Below are 18873 nucleotides of genomic sequence, written 5' to 3' on the forward strand. Positions count from 1 at the left end.
GCATCCCGCGCACCGGCGCTCAGTCGACGATGCGCATCGAATAGTCGGTCGCGCGCACGTCCTTCGTCAACGCGCCGATCGAGATGCGATCGACGCCCGTCTCCGCGAATGCGCGCACCGTGTCGAGATTGACGCCGCCCGACACTTCGAGCAACGCCTTGCCCGCCGCCACGCGCACCGCTTCGCGCATCATGTCGAGCGTGAAGTTGTCGATCAGCACCGACTGCGCGCCGTGCGCGAGCGCCGTGTCGAGCTGCGCGAGCGTCTCGACCTCGACCTGCACCGGCACGCCCGCGTTCAGCGCGAACGCGGCATCGAGCGCCTCGCCGACGCCGCCCGCCGCCGCGATGTGGTTCTCCTTGATCAGGATGCCGTCGTACAGCGCGAGACGCTGGTTCTCGCCGCCGCCGACGCGCACCGCGTACTTCTGCGCGAGCCGCAAGCCCGGCAGCGTCTTGCGCGTATCGAGGATCTTCGCGCGCGTGCCTTCGACGCGGTCGACGTAGCGGCGCGTCGCGGTCGCGACGCCCGACAGCAGTTGCAGGAAGTTCAGCCCGTTGCGCTCGGCGGTCAGCAGCGCGCGCGCGGGCCCTTCGAGTTCGCAGACGGTCGAATCGGCCGACATCCGGTCGCCTTCGCGGTAGCGCCACTGCACGGCAATCGCCGGGTCGATCCGGCCCGTCACGGCCTCGAACCACGGCACGCCGCACAGCACGGCTTCCTCGCGCACGATGATGCGTGCACGGCGGCGTTCGCCGTCCGGCACGAGCCGGCCGGTCTGGTCGCCGGTGCCGACGTCTTCGGCGATCGCATCGGCGACGTTGCGCGCGATCGCGTCCTCGAATGCCGCGCCGTATTGCGCGCGCACGATGTCGTAAAGCGGAGAAACGGCGCTCGTCATGCCGCCCCCACGTTCGCGAACAGCTGCTGGTCGCGCTGCAGGTCGCCGCTCGCCTGCACGCGCTTCTTGTGCGCGGCCGCGAAGGCGAGCATCCGGTCGATCGGCACGCGTGCGCGCTCGCCGATCGCCGGCTCGACAAAGATCTCGTTGTGGCCGCGTTCGAGCACGTCGGCGAGGTTCGCGAGGCCGTTCATCGCCATCCACGGGCAATGCGCGCAGCTCTTGCAGGTCGCGCTGTTGCCGGCCGTCGGCGCGGCGATGAAGGTCTTGCCGGGCGCCGCGAGCTGCATCTTGTGCAGGATGCCGAGATCGGTCGCGACGATGAAGCGCGTCGCGTCGAACCTGACCGCCGCATCGATCAGCTGCGTCGTCGAACCGACGACGTCGGCCTGCGCGACGACGTTCTCCGGCGATTCGGGATGGACGAGCACCTTCGCGTCCGGATACTCGGCGCGCAGCAGGTCGAGCTCGATGCCCTTGAATTCGTCATGAACGAGGCACGAGCCCTGCCACATCAGCATGTCCGCGCCGGTTTTCTTCTGAATATAGCTGCCGAGATGGCGATCCGGCGCCCAGATGATCTTCTCGCCACGCGCGTGCAGGTCCGCGACGATCTCGAGGCCGATCGACGACGTGACCATCCAGTCCGCGCGCGCCTTCACGGCCGCGCTGGTGTTCGCGTAGACGACGACGGTGCGATCGGGATGCGCATCGCAGAACGCGGAGAATTCGTCGACCGGGCAGCCGAGATCGAGCGAGCAGGTCGCATCGAGATCGGGCATCAGGATGCGCTTGTTCGGGCTCAGGATCTTCGCGGTCTCGCCCATGAAGCGCACGCCCGCGACGACGAGCGTCTGCGCGTCGTGATCGCGGCCGAAGCGCGCCATCTCGAGCGAATCGGCGACGCATCCGCCGGTTTCGTCAGCCAATTCCTGCAGTTCGGCATCCACGTAATAGTGTGCGACCAGCACGGCCTTTTCGCGCACGAGCAATGCCTTGATGCGCGCCTTCAGTGCAGCGCGCTCCTCGGCGGACGGCGTTTCCGGCACCTTCGCCCAGGCCTGCCCGACTCCGCACACGGCCCCTGCCGCGACCGGTCGGTCGTACTCGACGGATTTGATCGTCGATTGCATCTCCAAGTCTCCTGTCGACCGCAGCGCGCGTCGGCGCAGCCCGCGATCCCATGCTTCGCACCGGCCGGCACGCACGCGCGGCGCATGCCCGGCCCCACACCTACCAGCGTCGCCGGCCGCCCGCAAAAACCGGCGGCCGAAAAGAAAAAACCCCGCCAGCGCGGGGTTTGTGACGTCCTCAGATTCTAATCGATTTCGAATCAGGCGTAGCGGCGCAGGCGCATCGCAAATTCCTGCAGCGCCTTGATGCCGCTTTGTTCCGCGCGATGACACCAATCCTGCAATTGCGCGAGCAGCTGTTCGCGCGAGGCGGTCGAGCGGTCCCAGATCGCGGCGAGATCCTGGCGCAGCTGGAAGTACGTATGCAGCTTCTGGCTGTTCGCGAAGATTTCCGGCAGCAGCTTCTTCTGCGGCTCGTCGAGGCCGTCGGCATCCTTGTGGAACCACTTGCGCGCGCCGCGCATCAGCTGGTACTTCTCGCCGCCGATTTCCTTCAGGTGCGCGAGCTCCTGACGGTATGCACGCTTCACGGCCTTGCCGTAGCGCGCCATCACCTCGTAGCGGTTCGACAGCACGGCCTGCAGCGTTTCCTGGTCGAGCACCGTCTTCGGCTTGTTCAGGCGCGGCGTCGGTGCGACCTTCTTGACCTTCGCGAGACCGAACGCCGACATGATGCGGATGTACATCCAGCCGATGTCGAATTCGTACCACTTGTTCGACAGCTTCGCCGACGTCGCGAACGTGTGGTGGTTGTTGTGCAGCTCTTCGCCGCCGATCACGATGCCCCACGGGAACAGGTTCGTGCTCGCGTCGGCCGAGTTGAAGTTGCGGTAGCCCCAGAAGTGGCCGAAACCGTTGACGACGCCCGCGGCCCAGAACGGGATCCAGACCATCTGCACGGCCCACACGGTGAGGCCGAGCACGCCGAACAGCGCGACGTCGATCACCATCATCAGGCTCACGCCGAGGATCGGGTACTTCGAGTAGAGATTGCGCTCGATCCAGTCGTTCGGCGTGCCGTGGCTGAACTTGCGCATCGTCTCCTCGTTCTTCGCTTCCGCGCGATAGAGCTCGGCGCCTTCGAGGAACACCTTCCAGATGCCGCGCGTCTGCGGGCTGTGCGGATCCTCTTCGGTTTCGCACTTCGCGTGGTGCTTGCGATGGATCGCGGCCCACTGGCCGGTCAGCATGCCCGTGGTCATCCACAGCCACGCACGGAAGAAATGGCTGGCGATCGGATGCAGCTCCAGCGCGCGGTGCGCCTGGCAGCGGTGCAGATAGACCGTCACGCCGATGATCGTGACGTGCGTGACGGCAAGCGCGAACAGCACGACCTGCCACCACGAAAAACGCAGGAGCCCGTGGGAAAGAAAATCGAGCAGGGAATTCAACAAGGCAGTTACCTGTGGTGAGTGCGGCGCCGGCGACAGGCCGGCGTCAGAAAGATGAAAGCATACCGCGGATAGACCGAAATTTTACTTCAACCGTTCCAAGTCTTTGTAAAAAATGAATATTTTCTTGTCATGACGCAACGCGGACAGTCCACGGACGGACCGGGAAGGCGCGGCGCTCCGGTTCTGGCCGGCTCGCCCGCGCGCCGGCCGCCTAAACCGCCGGAGATTGCCCGTTCGCCGCGCCGTCGGGCGGCGCGCCGGCGGCGCTCGCCGCGATCGCCGGACGGCCGGAGCCCGGCCCCGGGTCCGGTTCGCCTGCGCCCGCACCGGCGCCCGCGAACCCGTCCGGCAGCCCGATCACACGCACCTCGCGCTGCGGGAACGGAATCGAGATCCCGTGCTCGACGAACAGCCGCCAGATGTTCCGGTTCACGGCCGAACGCACGCCTCCCGTGCCTTTTGCCGCATCCTCGATCCAGAAGCCGAGCTCGAGGTCGATGCCGTCCGCGCCGAAGCCGACCAGATACGGCGTCGGCGCCGGCTCGGCGAGCACGCGCGGCACGTCCTTCGCCGCCTCGGCGAGCAGCGCGAGCGCCTGCTCGACGTCGTTCGTGTACGCGACCTGCACCGCGAGCTTCGCATAGCCGCGCGTCAGGTACGACGACTGGTTCTGCACGACGTCGGTGATCAGCTTCTCGTTCGGAATCAGCGTCTCGTTGCCGTCGAGGCCGCGCACGACCGTATAGCGCGTGCGGATCTGCGTGACGACGCCCTGCAGGCCGCCGACGCTGATCGCATCGCCGAGCCGCAGCGACCGGTCGAGCAGGATGATGAAGCCCGACACGTAGTTGCTCGCGATCTTCTGCAGCCCGAAGCCGAGGCCGACGCCCACCGCGCCGCCGAACACGCCGAGCACCGTCACGTCGATGCCGACCAGCGACAGCCCGATCAGGATCGCCGCGAACGCGAGCAGCGCGCGGCCGACCCGCGACAGCACGACCTTCAGGTTCGCGTCGAGCGTGCTCGCGCGCGCAAGCCGCTCCTCGAACACCGAGCCGAGCCACATCGCGACCATCAGCGTCACGCACACCCACAGCGCGCCGGAGATCAGCGACAGCAGCGTCAGGTGCGCGTTGGCGACGCGGAACTGCACGCTGTCGAGCCAGTCGAGCACGTCGCGCTGGATGCCGAGCACGGTCAGCACCATCGCGGCCCACACGATCACCGACACGATCTTCTCGACGATCGACAGCCACGCATGCGTGTGGCCGTCGCGCGCGAACACGCGCCGCGCGAAGAAGAACAGCACGTAGATCAGCCCGATGCCGAACAGCGGCACGAGTGCGAGCGACAGCAGCGACGTCGACATGAACGGCTCGAACGCGAGCTGCGCGGCCAGCACGACGAGGCCGCCGAACAGCGGGAACAGCGCGCGCTTCAGGCTTTGCGCGCCCGCGCCGGGCATGCGGCCGGCAGCGCGCCGGCGCGCGTCGATGCGGCCATGCACGAAGCGCGCCGCGACCCACGCGAAACACAGCGCGCCGACCAGGATCGCCGCCTGCCAGATCATCACCGGCTGGTTGAAGTCGCGGATCACCGACGCGAGCCGGTGCGACAGCAGTCGGTTCTCCATCATCCGTGCCCTGCTCCGTTACTGCGCCGCGCGCCGCTCGAGCACCGCGGCGAAGAAGCCGTCGGTCGCGTGGCGATGCGGCCACAGCGACAGGTAGTCGCCCGTCTCGAGCTCGATGCGCTGGTCGGCCAGCACCTTCTGTGCGGGCACCAGCACGAAGTCCGGATGATCGGCGAGGAACTGCTCGACGATGCGCTCGTTCTCCGCGTCGAGCACGCTGCAGGTCGCGTAGACGAGCCGGCCGCCCTTCTTCACGAGGCGCGCCGCGCTCGCGAGGATCGACGCCTGCTTCGGCGTCAACTCGTCGATCGACGTACGCGTCTGGCGCCATTTCAGGTCCGGATTGCGGCGCAGCGTGCCGAGGCCGCTGCACGGCGCGTCGACCAGCACGCGGTCGATCTTGCCGGCGAGCCGCTTGATCTTCGCGTCGTGCTCGCTGTCGATCAGCACCGGGTTCACGTTCGACAGCCCGCTGCGCGCAAGGCGCGGCTTCAGCTTCGCGAGGCGCTTTTCCGATACGTCGAACGCGTAAAGGCGCCCGGTCGAGCGCATCATCGCGCCGAGCGCGAGCGTCTTGCCGCCCGCGCCCGCACAGAAATCGACGACCATCTCGCCGCGGCGCGGTGCGACCAGCGAGCACAGCAGCTGGCTGCCTTCGTCCTGCACCTCGATCTGGCCCTCCTCGAACAGCTTCAGGCGCGTGAGCGCCGGCTTGCCGACCACGCGCACGCCGAACGGCGCGAACGGCGTCGCGCCGGCATCGATGCCGTTCGCGCGCAGCGCGTCGATCACCTGGTCGCGCGACGCCTTCAGCGCGTTCGCGCGCAGGTCCAGCGGCGCCGGATAATTCAGCGCGGCCGCGAGCTGCGCGAGCTCCTCGGCCTCGAAGCGGGTGGACAGCGCCTGCTGGATCCAGTCCGGCAGGTTCGTGCGGATGCGCACCGGCAGGCTGGCCGGATCGATCTTCGACACGTGCTCGAGCCACGCCGCCTCGGCCGGCGACACGAACGGCTTCAGCGCGTTGCGGCCCATCGTCTGCATCAGGCCGAGCAGCGTCAGGCGCCGTGCGGGGCTGCCCGTGCCGCTTTCGGCGAGGTGCGCGAACTCCATCTTCCGGCGCAGCACCGCGAACACGGCCTCGGCGATCACGCCGCGCTCGGCGTGGCCGAGCTTCGGATGCGCGCGGAAGAACCGGCTCGTCGTCGCGTCGGCGGGGCCGGTGAACTTCAGCACTTCGGCCAGCAAAGTCTCGGTCTGGCCGATCAGGAATCCGTGCAGCTTCATACGCCCTCACTCGTTTCGGGTTGCGGTTGGTCCGCGAAAATCCAGCGCGCCTCTTCCGGCGCCACGACCGCACGGCCGTTCTCGAGGCGCAGGCGCCCTTCGACGAACCAGCGCACCGCGCGCGGATACAGCACATGTTCGACCGCCAGCACGCGCTGCGCGAGCGCGGCCGCGTCGTCGCCGGCGCGCACCGGCACCGCGCCCTGTGCGACGATCGCACCGCTGTCGAGTTCGGGAATCACGAAATGCACGCTCGCGCCATGCAGCGCGACACCGGCGTCGAGCGCCTGCTGGTGCGTGTGGATGCCCTTGAAACTCGGCAGCAGCGACGGGTGGATGTTCAACAGCAGCCCCTCGAATCGTCTGACGAATTCGGGCGTCAGGATGCGCATGAAGCCGGCCAGCACGACCAGATCGGGCGCGAAGCGGTCGATCTCGGCGGCGAGCGCCGCATCGAAGCTGTCGCGGCTGTCGAACGATCGGTGGTCGACCACCGCGGTCGCCACCCCGTGCGACGCGGCAAAGGCCAGGCCGGCCGCATCGGGCCGGTTGGCGATCACGGCCGCAACCTGGGCCGGCCACCGCTCCTGCGCGCATGCGCGGACGATGGCCTCCATGTTGCTGCCGCGACCGGAAATCAGGATCACGAGTTTTTTCATCCGCGAATTTTACCATTCGGCCCTGCGTTTCCCCCCTCCTCAGCCGCCCGGCCGCCCGAACGTTTATAATCTTCTGCTTTGCGGCACTTCACCGCCCATTCCCCGACGCTGCATCCGCTATCGTGAAAGTCTTCCGCGGCCTGCCCAACGCCGAGAGCCGCGCGCCGTGCGCGCTGACGATCGGCAACTTCGACGGTGTCCATCGCGGCCACCAGGCCCTGCTCGCGCGCGTGCGCGCGGCAGCGGACGCGCGCGGCCTGCCCGTGTGCGTGATGACCTTCGAGCCGCATCCGCGCGAGTTCTTCAATCCGGCCGGCGCGCCGCCGCGCATCGCGATGCTGCGCGACAAGCTCGAGGCGCTGCGCGACCACGGCGTCGACCGCGTCGTCGTCGAGCATTTCAACCACACGTTCGCAAGCCAGACGCCGCAGGCGTTCGTCGAGCGTACGCTGGTCGGCGGGCTGCACACGCGCTGGATGATGGTCGGCGACGATTTCTGCTACGGCGCGAAGCGCGCGGGCACCTTCGACACGCTGAAGGCGGCCGGCGAGCAGTACGGTTTCGAAGTCGAGCAGATGGGCACGATCGCCGGCAGCGACGGCACGCGCATCTCGAGTTCCGGCGTGCGCGCCGCGCTCGCGGCGGGCGATCTCGACGCGGCCGCGAGCGCGCTCGGCCACGGCTATGCGATCAGCGGCCATGTCGCGCACGGGCTGAAGCTCGGCCGCGACCTCGGCTTCCCGACGCTGAACCTGCCGATCGCGCACAAGCGACCGGCGCTCGCGGGCATCTTCGTCGTGCAGGTGCACGGCCTCGGCCCGGCGCCGCTGCCGGGCGTCGCGAGCCTCGGACTGCGCCCGACCGTCGACGATTCCGGCCGCGTGCTGCTCGAAGTCCACCTGCTCGACTGGCACGGCGACGCATACGGCAAGCTGATCCGCGTCGAATTCCTGAAGAAGCTGCGCGACGAGGCGAAGTTCGACGATCTCGAGGCGCTGTCGCGCGCGATCGCGCTGGACGTCGCGAATGCGCGCGCGTACTTCGCCGGGCGCGACCGTGCGCCGGGCAGCCGCGCGACCGGCTTCGCGACGTCGGCGACCGACCGAATTAGCTGATCCGGCCGGCGGCGCGCGTGCGCCGCATCCCCGCGCCGCCGCTTGCGCGCGCACACCCGATTCACGACGCACGAGCGTCCCCCCGATTGAGATAGCGATCCCATCATGAGCAACAAGAAAGCCGATTCGAAACCGCAGGCCAAGTATCCGGTCAACCTGCTCGACACGCCGTTCCCGATGCGCGGCGACCTGCCCAAGCGCGAACCGCAGTGGGTCAAGGAATGGGAGGAGCGCGGCATCTACGAGAAGATCCGCGCGGCCAGCCAGGGCCGGCCGAAGTTCATCCTGCACGACGGCCCGCCGTATGCGAACGGCGACATCCACCTCGGCCACGCGGTCAACAAGATCCTGAAGGACATCGTCGTGAAGTCGCGCAACATGGCCGGCTTCGACGCGCCGTACGTGCCGGGCTGGGACTGCCACGGGATGCCGATCGAGATCCAGATCGAGAAGCAGTTCGGCAAGTCGCTGCCGGCCGCCGAAGTGATGACCAAGGCGCGCGCGTACGCGACCGAGCAGATCGAGAAGCAGAAGATCGGCTTCAAGCGCCTCGGCGTGCTCGGCGACTGGGCGAACCCGTACAAGACGATGAACTTCGTCAACGAGGCGGAGGAAATCCGCGCGCTCGGCAAGATCATCGAGAAGGGCTACGTGTATCGCGGCCTGAAGCCGGTGAACTGGTGCTTCGACTGCGGCTCGGCGCTCGCCGAGGCGGAAGTCGAGTACAAGGACCGCACCGACCCGACGATCGACGTGATGTTCCCGTTCGCCGAACCGGAAAAGACCGCGCAGGCGTTCGGCCTGCCGGCGCTGCCGCGCGCCGAAGGCGGCATCGTGATCTGGACCACGACGCCGTGGACGATCCCCGCGAACCAGGCGCTCAACCTGCATCCGGAAGTCGTCTACGCGCTGGTCGACACCGAGCGCGGGCTGCTGATCGTCGCCGAGGAGCGCGTCGCCGCGTGCATGGAAGAATTCAAGCTGACCGGCCGCGTCGTCGCGACCGCGCCGGGCGTGAAGCTCGTCAACCTGCGCTTCCACCACCCGCTCGCGTCGGCCCATCCCGGCTACAAGCGCACGTCGCCCGTCTACCTCGGCGACTACGTGACGACCGACACCGGCACCGGCGTCGTGCACTCGTCGCCCGCGTACGGCGTCGAGGATTTCGTCTCCTGCAAGACGCACGGGATGACCGACTCCGACATCATCAACCCGGTGATGGGCGACGGCCGCTATATCGAATCGCTGCCGCTGTTCGGCGGCCTGTCGATCTGGGACGCGAACCCGAAGGTCGTCGACGCGCTGCGCGACGCGGGCACGCTGCTGCGCAGCGAGAAGTACACGCACAGCTACATGCACTGCTGGCGCCACAAGACGCCGATCATCTACCGCGCGACGTCGCAGTGGTTCGCCGGGATGGACGTGAAGCCGCGCGACGGTGGCAACACGCTGCGCGAAACGGCGCTCGAAGGCGTCGACGCGACCGCGTTCTACCCGTCGTGGGGCAAGCAGCGCCTGTTCAGCATGATCGCGAACCGCCCGGACTGGACGCTGTCGCGCCAGCGCCAGTGGGGCGTGCCGATGGCCTTCTTCGTGCACAAGGAAACCGGCGAGCTGCATCCGCGCACGCTGGAATTGCTCGAGGAAGTCGCGAAGCGCGTCGAGCAGTCGGGCATCGAGGCGTGGCAGTCGCTCGACGCGCGCGAGCTGATCGGCGACGACGCGAACCTGTACGAAAAGAACCGCGACACGCTCGACGTGTGGTTCGACTCCGGCACGACGCACTGGCACGTGCTGCGCGGCTCGCACAAGGATCAGCTGCAGTTCCCGGCCGACCTGTACCTCGAAGGCTCGGACCAGCACCGCGGCTGGTTCCATTCGTCGCTGCTGACCGCGTCGATGCTCGACGGCCGCGCGCCGTACAAGGGGCTGCTCACGCACGGCTTCACGGTCGACGGCGAAGGCCGCAAGATGAGCAAGTCGCTCGGCAACGGCATCGATCCGCATGAAGTCGCGAACCGCCTCGGCGCGGAAATCATCCGCCTGTGGATCGCGTCGACCGACTATTCGGGCGAGCTCGCGATCTCCGAGGAAATCCTGAAGCGCGTGACCGAAGGCTATCGCCGCATCCGCAACACGCTGCGCTTCCTGCTCGCGAACCTGTCGGACTTCGACTATGCGCAGCACGCGGTGCCGGCCGACGAATGGCTCGAGATCGATCGCTATGCGGTCGCGTTCTCCGCGCAGCTGCAGACCGAACTGCTCGCGCACTACGAGAAGTACGAATTCCACCCGGTCGTCGCGAAGCTGCAGACGTACTGCTCGGAAGACCTCGGCGGCTTCTACCTCGACGTGCTGAAGGACCGCCTGTACACGAGCGCGCCCGACTCGCGCGCGCGCCGCTCCGCGCAGACGGCGCTGTACCACCTGACGCAGGGCCTGCTGCGCGTGCTCGCGCCGTTCCTGTCGTTCACGGCCGAAGAAGCGTGGAAGGTGTTCCAGCCGGCCAGCGACACGATCTTCACGGAAACCTACTACGCGTATCCGGAAGTCGCGGACGCGGCCGCACTGATCGAAAAGTGGGCGCTGCTGCGCGACGTGCGCGGCAACGTGACGAAGGCGCTCGAGGAAGCGCGCACCGCGAACCGCATCGGCTCGTCGCTGCAGGCCGAAGTGACGGTGCACGCGAGCGGCGCGCGCCACGACGCGCTCGCGAGCCTCGGCGACGACCTGAAGTTCGTGCTGATCACGTCGGCCGCGACGGTCGTCAAGGTCGACGACGAAGCGCAGGAAAGCGTCGACGTGGCCGCATCGAAGTATCAGAAGTGCGAACGCTGCTGGCACTACCGCGACGACGTCGGCGCGCACGCCGACCACCCGACGCTGTGCGGCCGCTGCTTCTCGAACCTGTTTGAAAACGGCGAAATCCGGAGCGCTGCGTAAATATGGCGAAAACCCTGTCGAAACCGGCCAGCGGCGCGCTCGCGCCCTGGCTCGGCATTTCGCTGATCGTGATCCTGTTCGACCAGCTGTCGAAGATCGCGATCCAGAAAACGTTCGCGTACGGCGCGCAGCATGCGCTGACGTCGTTCTTCAACCTCGTGCTGGTGTACAACCGCGGCGCCGCGTTCGGCTTCCTGTCGACCGCGAGCGGCTGGCAGCGCTGGGCATTCACCGCGCTCGGCGTCGGCGCGACGCTCGTGATCTGCTTCCTGCTGAAGCGCCACGGCCACCAGCGGCTGTTCAGCCTGTCGCTCGCGCTGATCCTCGGCGGCGCGCTCGGCAACGTGATCGACCGGATCATCTACGGCCACGTGATCGACTTCCTCGATTTCCATCTCGGCGCGTGGCACTTCCCGGCGTTCAACCTCGCCGACTCCGCGATCACGGTCGGCGCGGTGCTGCTGATCTACGACGAACTGCGTCGCGTGCGCGGCGCGCGCTAAGCGCGCATACTCTGCGTCGACGGTCGGCCGCGCGCCGGCCGCCGGCCGTCTCGTTCGACCCTTGGAGACCTGAGTTGGCACACGCGGAACTCGCTGGAAAACACCTCGTTCTCGGCCTGACGGGCGGCATCGCCTGCTACAAGATCGCCGAGCTCACCCGGCTGCTGACCAAGGCAGGCGCGACCGTGCAGGTCGCGATGACCGAAGCGGCCGCCCAGTTCATCACGCCCGTCACGATGCAGGCGCTGTCCGGCCGGCCCGTCTACACGAGCCAGTGGGATGCGCGCATCGACAACAACATGGCGCACATCGATCTGTCGCGCGAAGCCGACGCGATCGTGATCGCACCCGCATCGACGGACTTCCTCGCGAAGCTCGCGCACGGCTTCGCGGACGACCTGCTGTCGACGCTGTGCGTCGCCCGCGATTGCCCGCTGCTGGTCGTGCCGGCAATGAACCGCCAGATGTGGCAGAACCCGGCCACGCAGCGCAACGTCGCGCAATTGCGCGCCGACGGCGTGGCGGTGCTCGGCCCCGATTCGGGCGCGCAGGCGTGCGGCGAAGTCGGCGACGGCCGTATGCTCGAGCCCGAGGCGATCTACGAAGCGATCGTTTCCCATTTCCAGCCGAAGCGGCTCGCGCACCGCCGCGTGCTGATCACGGCCGGCCCGACCTTCGAGCCGCTCGATCCGGTGCGCGGCCTGACGAACCGCTCGAGCGGCAAGATGGGCTTTGCGCTCGCGCGCGCCGCGCAGCAGGCCGGCGCCGAAGTCCATCTGGTCGCGGGGCCGGTCGCGCTCGACACGCCGTGGGGCGTGTACCGCGAGGACGTGCAGACCGCGCAGCAGATGTACGACGCGGTGATGAACGCGGTCAACGACGCCGACATCTTCATCGCGGTTGCCGCGGTCGCCGACTGGCGCGTTGCGCAGCCAGCCGAGCACAAGATGAAGAAGACGGCCGACCGCAAGATGCCGCAGCTCGAATTCGTCGAGAACCCCGACATCCTCGCGTCGGTCGCCGCGCTGCCCGATCCGCCGTTCTGCGTCGGGTTCGCGGCCGAGAGCGGCGACCTCGACGTGCACGGCGACGAGAAGCGCAAGCGCAAGAACGTGCCGCTGCTGGTCGGCAACCTCGGGCCGCTGACGTTCGGCCGCGACGACAACGAAGTCGTGCTGTTCGAGGCGTCCGGCCTCACGCGACTGCCGCGTGCGCCGAAGGACGAACTCGCGCACGCGCTCGTCGCGGAGATCGCGAAGCGCCTGCCCGACAACCGCCTGATCTGATCCCTCGCGCGACGGCACGCGCCGTCGCGCCCTTTCCGACCGAATCGACGACCGCATGAAACTCGACCTGAAGATTCTCGACGCGCGCATGCGCGACTACCTGCCCGCCTACGCGACCACCGGCAGCGCCGGCCTCGACCTGCGCGCGTGCCTCGACGCGCCGCTGACGCTGAAGCCGGGAGAAACGGCGCTCGTGCCGACCGGCCTCGCGATCCATCTGGCCGACCCCGGCTACGCGGCGCTGATCCTGCCGCGCTCGGGCCTCGGCCACAAGCACGGCATCGTGCTCGGCAACCTCGTCGGCCTGATCGACTCCGACTACCAGGGCCAGCTGATGGTCTCGACGTGGAACCGCGGCCAGACCGAGTTCGTGCTGAACCCGTTCGAGCGGCTTGCGCAGCTCGTGATCGTGCCGGTCGTGCAGGCGCAGTTCAACATCGTCGACGATTTCGCGCAGAGCGAGCGCGGTGCCGGCGGGTTCGGCAGCACCGGTCGCCACTGAGCGTCGTACCGGATACGCAAAAGGGCCCGCGGGCCCTTTTTTGTTGCTCGCCGTCCGGGCGCGCCGCGCGTCAGTCGTCGACGCGCCGTGCGACCCGTGCGGGCGTCATGCCGCGCTGCCGCTGCTGCGCGAGCATTGCATAGGCCACCATCGCGACGAGCACGCCGAGCAGCACCGCCGACGATCCGACCGTGCCGAGCGCGAGGCCGCCCTTGGCGATCGGCTTCGTCAGCAAGTCGCCGACTGTCGCGCCGAACGGCCGCGTCAGCACGAACGCGGCCCAGAACAGCAGCACACCGGAGATCCGCGTGAAGTAGTGTGCGACCACGATCGCCGCAATCAGGCCGCCGATCAGCAGCGCACCGCCGCCGAAGCCAAGGCCGGAACTGTCCGCGAGGAAATCGCCGAGCGCGGTGCCGAGCGTGTTCGAGAACAGGATCGCGATCCAATAGAGCATCTCGACCTTGCGCGTCCGGATCCGGTCGACCGACAGCGATTCGCCGCTCAGTCGCCAGATCGCGAAGATCGACAGCAAGATCGCGACGAGAATCGATGCGCCGAGCGCGTAGCCGAGCCCGAGCGTGCGGTCCATGAAGTCGGACATCGTCGTGCCGGCCGTGCTGGTCGCGACGATCACCGCCCAGTAGATCGCCGGCCGATAGCGTGTGGTGCGCATCTGCGCGCCGAGCGTGACAAGGAAGAAACCGAACAGCAGGATCGAGCTCATCGCATAGCCGACGTTCAGCGTCATCGACAGCAGGTCGCCGCCGGTTTCGCCGAGCGTCGTCGCGCAGATCTTCATGATCCAGAACGCGAGCGTGATTTCGGGAAGTTTTTTCATTCGAACCTCTTGCGGAAACGCAGCGCGCGGCCGTGCCGCGCGCATCGCAGACAGGCTCGAATGTAATCGCCGACGGCTTAACGCAACCTTAGCATTCGCCGGACAGGCGGCGCCGCGTGCCGGCGCCGTATCGCGCGGCGCACCGCCGCGGCCTCAGCGTGCGTGTTCGTGCCGGTAATGCAGCACATACGCGCCCACGAGCAGCACGACGAACGCGACTCCGACCGCCATCGTCATCCGGAACTCGCGCGTGAACGCCGTCGTCAGCAGGATCGACGCGACGAGCGCAGCGCCGAGCAGACTGCCGACCGGATGGCCCCACATGCGGAATGCGAGCGCCGGGCCGCGGTAGCGTGCACGAAAACGCAGGTGCGTGACGAAGATCATCATCCACGTGAACAGCGCGCCGAACATCGCGATCGCCATCATCACGGTGAACGCGGTATCGGGCGACAGCGCGACCAGCACGGCCGCGACCGCCACGCCGCTGGTCGAGATCCACAGCGCCGCACGCGGCACGCCGTTCGCGCCGAGCCGGCCGAACACGGCCGGCGCGAGCCGCGCGCGCGACAGGCTGAACATCATCCGCGTCGTCACGTAGAGCTGGCTGTTCATCGCCGACAGCGCCGCGATCAGCAGCACGAAGTTGATCACGCCCGCCGCATACGGCACGTCCGTCGCCGCCATCACCTTCACGAACGGGCTCTCGTCGGTGCCGGCCTGCGTCCACGGCACGATCGCGAGCATCAGCGACAGCGTCAGCAGGTAGAACAGCACGAGGCGGAATACCGTCGAGCGGAACGCGCGCGTCACCGCGTGCTGCGGATCGCGCGCTTCGCCGGCCGCAATCGCGACCGCCTCGATGCTCATGTAGCTGAAGATCGCGACGATCACCGCGACCCAGGTGCCCCACGGCCCCTTCGGCATGAAACCGCCGTGCGCGGTGTAGTTCGCGAAGCCGATGCCGGACGCGGCCGGCGCCGACCACACCAGCCAGGCGCCCAGCACGACGAACACGACGATCGCCGCGATCTTCAGCAGCGAGAACGCATATTCGACCGATCCGTACAGCGTGACGCTCGCCAGGTTCACCGCGATCAGCAGCGCCGAGAAGCCGATCACCCAATACCAGCCGGGCACGGCCGGGAACCAGTACTTCATGAACACGGCGATCGCGCTGATCTCGGTGCCGATCGCGAACACGACCGCGAACCAGTACGCATAGCGCACGAGGAAACCGGCCAGCGGGCCGACGTAGTGCTCCGCATACGCGCCGAACGAGCCGGCCGTCGGATGCGCGACCGTCATTTCCGCGAGCGCGCCCATCAGCAGCAGCGCGATCAGCGCGCCGATCGCATACGAAACCAGCACGCTCGGGCCCGCGAGCCCGATCGCGAACCCGCTGCCGAGGAACAGCCCCGTGCCGATCGCGCCGCCGATCGCGATCATCGCCATCTGCCCCGACGTCAGCGCGTGGCGCAAGCCTTGTTCGCGTTCGACGATGTTGTCGAACGACCGTTGTTGTTGTGTCACTGCGTTGCCACTCCCCTGCCCCACCATCGCGCCGCCGGCGCCGGATAAAACGAAACGGCGCGGAGGACTTCCCGCGCCGTTCGCATGAACAACGAATTATCGCTTACTCGACTTCGACCGTCTCTTCGTTCGGCTTGTGCGGCGGATTCGCCAGCTTGTCGAACGACAGCTGCACCTTGTCGTTCTCGTCGACGTCGACCGTCACGTGGCCGCCGTTGACCAGCTTGCCGAACAGCAGCTCGTCGGCCAGCGCGCGCCGGATCGTGTCCTGGATCAGCCGCTGCATCGGCCGCGCGCCCATCAGCGGATCGAAGCCGTGCTTCGCCAGATGCTTGCGCAGCGCGTCGGTGAACAGCGCATCGACCTTCTTCTCGTGCAGCTGCTCCTCGAGCTGGATCAGGAACTTGTCGACCACGCGCATGATGATTTCCTCATCGAGCGAGCGGAAGCTGATGATCGCGTCCAGACGGTTGCGGAACTCCGGCGTGAACAGGCGCTTGATGTCGGTCATCTCGTCGCCCGTCTCGCGGCGCGTCGTGAAGCCGATCGTCGCCTTCTGCATCGACTCGGCGCCCGCGTTCGTCGTCATGATGATGATGACGTTGCGGAAGTCCGCCTTGCGGCCGTTGTTGTCCGTCAGCGTGCCGTGGTCCATCACCTGCAGCAGCACGTTGAAGATGTCCGGATGCGCCTTCTCGATTTCGTCGAGCAGCAGCACGCAATGCGGCTTCTTCGTGACGGCTTCGGTCAGCAGGCCGCCCTGGTCGAACCCGACATAGCCCGGCGGCGCGCCGATCAGGCGGCTCACCGCGTGACGCTCCATGTATTCCGACATGTCGAAGCGGATCAGCTCGATGCCGAGCGTGAACGCGAGCTGGCGCGCCACTTCGGTCTTGCCGACGCCGGTCGGGCCGGAGAACAGGAACGCGCCGATCGGCTTGTCCATCTTGCCGAGGCCCGCGCGCGCCATCTTGATCGAGGCCGCGAGCGCGTCGATCGCCGGATCCTGGCCGAACACGACGCTCTTCAGGTCGCGGTCGAGCGTCTGCAGCTTGCTGCGATCGTCCTGCGACACGCTCTGCGCCGGCACGCGCGCGATCTTCGAGATGATTTCCTCGATCTCGCTCTTGCCGATCGTCTTCTTCTGCTTCGACTTCGGCAGGATGCGTTGCGCGGCGCCCGCTTCGTCGATCACGTCGATCGCCTTGTCCGGCAGGTGACGGTCGGTGATGAAGCGCGCCGACAGTTCGGCCGCGGCCGACAGTGCGCCCGACGAATACTTGACGCCGTGATGCTCCTCGAAACGCGACTTCAGCCCGCGCAGGATCGCGACCGTCTGCTCGACGCTCGGCTCCGTCACGTCGACCTTCTGGAAGCGCCGCGACAGCGCCGCGTCCTTCTCGAAGATGCCGCGATACTCGGTGAAGGTGGTCGCGCCGATGCACTTGAGCGTGCCCGACGACAGCGCCGGCTTCAGCAGGTTCGACGCATCGAGCGTGCCGCCCGACGCGGCGCCGGCGCCGATCAGCGTGTGGATCTCGTCGATGAACAGGATCGCGTGCGGACGCTCCTTCAGTTCCTTCAGCACCGTCTTCAGGCGCTGCTCGAAATCGCCGCGATACTTGGTGCCCGCGAGCAGCGCGCCCATGTCGAGCGAGTACACCTGCGCGTTCGCGAGGATGTCCGGCACTTCGCCGCGCGTGATGCGGTACGCGAGGCCTTCGGCGATCGCGGTCTTGCCCACGCCGGCCTCGCCGACCAGCAGCGGATTGTTCTTGCGGCGCCGGCACAGCACCTGCACGACGCGCTCGACCTCGGGCTCGCGCCCGATCAGCGGATCGATCCGGCCGTCCTTCGCCATCTGGTTCAGGTTCTGCGTGAACTGCGCGAGCGGGGTTTCCTTCTGCGCGTTCGCGTCTTCGCTTTCCGCGCTCGCATCGCTCGACTTCGCGGCTTCGCCGCTGTTGGTCTTCGCGATGCCGTGCGAAATGAAGTTCACGACGTCGAGGCGCGTCACGCCCTGCTGCTGCAGGTAGTAGACGGCGTGCGAATCCTTCTCGCCGAAGATCGCGACCAGCACGTTCGCGCCGGTGACTTCCTTCTTGCCGTTCGACGTCGACTGGACGTGCATGATCGCGCGCTGGATCACGCGCTGGAAACCGAGCGTCGGCTGGGTATCGACGTCGTCGGTGCCCGGGACGGTCGGTGTGTTGTCGTGGATGAAATTGCGCAGGTTCTGACGCAGATCCTCGATGTTGGCCGCACACGCGCGCAACACCTCGGCTGCCGTGGGATTATCCAGCAGGGCCAGCAGCAGATGCTCGACCGTAATGAACTCATGGCGCGCCTGGCGTGCTTCCATGAACGCCATGTGCAGGCTGACTTCCAATTCCTGGGCAATCATGCTTCCTCCATCACGCACTGCAGCGGATGCCCGGCCTGCCGCGCATGGGTAACGACTTGCTCAACCTTGGTCGACGCGATGTCCCGCGTATAGACCCCACAAACCCCTCGCCCTTCGCGATGGACCTTCAGCATGATCTGCGTGGCCGTCTCGCGATCCTTCTTGAAATACTCCTGCACAACCATCACGACGAACTCCATCGGCGTGAAGTCGTCGTTGAGCAACACCACCTTGTACATCGAAGGCGGCTTCAGCTTCTGCTCCTTGCGTTCCAGGACGGTGCTGTCCTGCTTGTCCGGGATAATCGCCATACACCCATTCTAAACAACTCGGACAGGCCCGCAATCCTGCCATTACCCGACCGATCGGCCGGCGCCCTCCCCGGTCTCCCGGAACACGCGAACGTCCTCGCGCCATGTGAAAGCCGGCTGCGGTGCCGGCTTTCACGCGTGGCGCGGAACACGAACCTTCTCGGGGAATCGCACCGGAACGTCGCATCCGCGTCCAGTATCCCACAAGCCGGGACGACTCGAACGCGTGTCACTCGAGCCTGGTATATGAGCCGATTATGCGACTTTTCAAGTCCCCGCGCTTGGTCGCATGCTGCAAAGCAAAGCCGGAAAAACCCTGAAAATGGGTTCTTTACAACGTCCCCCTAACCGTCTAAAAATTTTCTTGACACCCAAATAAAGAGCGCCAACAATCAAGCTGGCACTTTTTTCAAATTGCCGGCAGGCGATAT

At 67.1% G+C, this 18873-nt stretch carries 15 protein-coding genes; 5 read left to right on the plus strand and 10 right to left on the minus strand.

All coding sequences use genetic code 11. The features are described 5' to 3' along the window. Nucleotides 1-19: 19 nt before the first annotated feature. The 6 genes from nadC to purN form a co-directional block, all read right to left on the minus strand. Nucleotides 20-901 carry a carboxylating nicotinate-nucleotide diphosphorylase gene (nadC, locus tag BST28156_RS14225; protein WP_174902512.1) on the minus strand — a complete coding sequence of 294 codons (882 nt, stop codon included), beginning with the start codon at nt 899-901 and terminating at the stop codon, nt 20-22. Further along, nucleotides 898-2034 (minus strand): quinolinate synthase NadA, encoded by a 1137-nt coding sequence (nadA, locus tag BST28156_RS14230; protein ID WP_009687723.1) that lies wholly within the window; start codon nt 2032-2034, stop codon nt 898-900. Before nadA ends, nadC begins: the two co-directional genes overlap by 4 nt. A gap of 200 nt (nt 2035-2234) precedes the next feature. Further along, a complete protein-coding gene (locus tag BST28156_RS14235; protein ID WP_040128002.1) occupies nt 2235-3428 on the minus strand; it encodes a DesA family fatty acid desaturase in 1194 nt (397 codons plus the stop codon). Nucleotides 3429-3639: 211 nt separating this feature from the next. After that, the gene (locus BST28156_RS14240; protein WP_244131359.1) at nt 3640-5061 is read right to left on the minus strand and encodes a mechanosensitive ion channel family protein; all 1422 of its coding nucleotides are present in this window, start codon (nt 5059-5061) and stop codon (nt 3640-3642) included. An 18-nt stretch (nt 5062-5079) separates the two neighbouring features. After that, on the minus strand, nt 5080-6345 hold the full coding sequence (locus BST28156_RS14245; protein WP_060299393.1) for an RsmB/NOP family class I SAM-dependent RNA methyltransferase: 1266 nt from the start codon (nt 6343-6345) through the stop codon (nt 5080-5082). Then, a complete protein-coding gene (gene purN, locus BST28156_RS14250; RefSeq protein WP_174902513.1) occupies nt 6342-7004 on the minus strand; it encodes a phosphoribosylglycinamide formyltransferase in 663 nt (220 codons plus the stop codon). The genes BST28156_RS14245 and purN overlap by 4 nt, the downstream gene beginning before the upstream one ends. A 122-nt stretch (nt 7005-7126) precedes the next feature. On the opposite strand from purN, the gene BST28156_RS14255 reads away from it, so the two are divergent. The 5 genes from BST28156_RS14255 (at nt 7127) to dut (ending at nt 13353) form a co-directional block, all read left to right on the plus strand. Then, entirely contained in the window at nt 7127-8119 is a 993-nt protein-coding gene (locus BST28156_RS14255) for a bifunctional riboflavin kinase/FAD synthetase (RefSeq protein WP_040128006.1), read from the plus strand. A 105-nt stretch (nt 8120-8224) separates the two neighbouring features. After that, nucleotides 8225-11062 (plus strand): isoleucine--tRNA ligase, encoded by a 2838-nt coding sequence (gene ileS / locus BST28156_RS14260; RefSeq protein WP_174902514.1) that lies wholly within the window; start codon nt 8225-8227, stop codon nt 11060-11062. A gap of 2 nt (nt 11063-11064) precedes the next feature. Continuing rightward, nucleotides 11065-11565 carry a signal peptidase II gene (lspA, locus tag BST28156_RS14265; RefSeq protein WP_174902515.1) on the plus strand — a complete coding sequence of 167 codons (501 nt, stop codon included), beginning with the start codon at nt 11065-11067 and terminating at the stop codon, nt 11563-11565. Nucleotides 11566-11639: 74 nt separating this feature from the next. Then, nucleotides 11640-12851, plus strand: coding sequence for a bifunctional phosphopantothenoylcysteine decarboxylase/phosphopantothenate--cysteine ligase CoaBC (coaBC, locus tag BST28156_RS14270; protein ID WP_174902516.1), 1212 nt, complete (start codon nt 11640-11642; stop codon nt 12849-12851). A 55-nt stretch (nt 12852-12906) separates the two neighbouring features. Then, nucleotides 12907-13353 (plus strand): dUTP diphosphatase, encoded by a 447-nt coding sequence (dut, locus tag BST28156_RS14275; protein WP_060245153.1) that lies wholly within the window; start codon nt 12907-12909, stop codon nt 13351-13353. Nucleotides 13354-13423: 70 nt separating this feature from the next. Here dut and BST28156_RS14280 read toward each other — a convergent pair whose 3' ends face one another. The 4 genes from BST28156_RS14280 to clpS form a co-directional block, all read right to left on the minus strand. Next, nucleotides 13424-14194 carry a COG4705 family protein gene (locus tag BST28156_RS14280; protein ID WP_174902517.1) on the minus strand — a complete coding sequence of 257 codons (771 nt, stop codon included), beginning with the start codon at nt 14192-14194 and terminating at the stop codon, nt 13424-13426. 153 nt (nt 14195-14347) lie between these two features. Next, nucleotides 14348-15727 carry an amino acid permease gene (locus BST28156_RS14285; protein ID WP_174902518.1) on the minus strand — a complete coding sequence of 460 codons (1380 nt, stop codon included), beginning with the start codon at nt 15725-15727 and terminating at the stop codon, nt 14348-14350. 103 nt (nt 15728-15830) lie between these two features. Further along, nucleotides 15831-18131, minus strand: a complete 2301-nt coding sequence (gene clpA / locus BST28156_RS14290) for an ATP-dependent Clp protease ATP-binding subunit ClpA (RefSeq protein WP_040128011.1) — start codon at nt 18129-18131, stop codon at nt 15831-15833. Then, on the minus strand, nt 18128-18442 hold the full coding sequence (gene clpS / locus BST28156_RS14295; RefSeq protein WP_009689693.1) for an ATP-dependent Clp protease adapter ClpS: 315 nt from the start codon (nt 18440-18442) through the stop codon (nt 18128-18130). The genes clpA and clpS overlap by 4 nt, the downstream gene beginning before the upstream one ends. Nucleotides 18443-18873 lie beyond the last annotated feature (431 nt).

It is taken from the genome of Burkholderia pseudomultivorans, assembly GCF_902499075.1.
Taxonomy (GTDB): Bacteria; Pseudomonadota; Gammaproteobacteria; order Burkholderiales; family Burkholderiaceae; genus Burkholderia; species Burkholderia pseudomultivorans.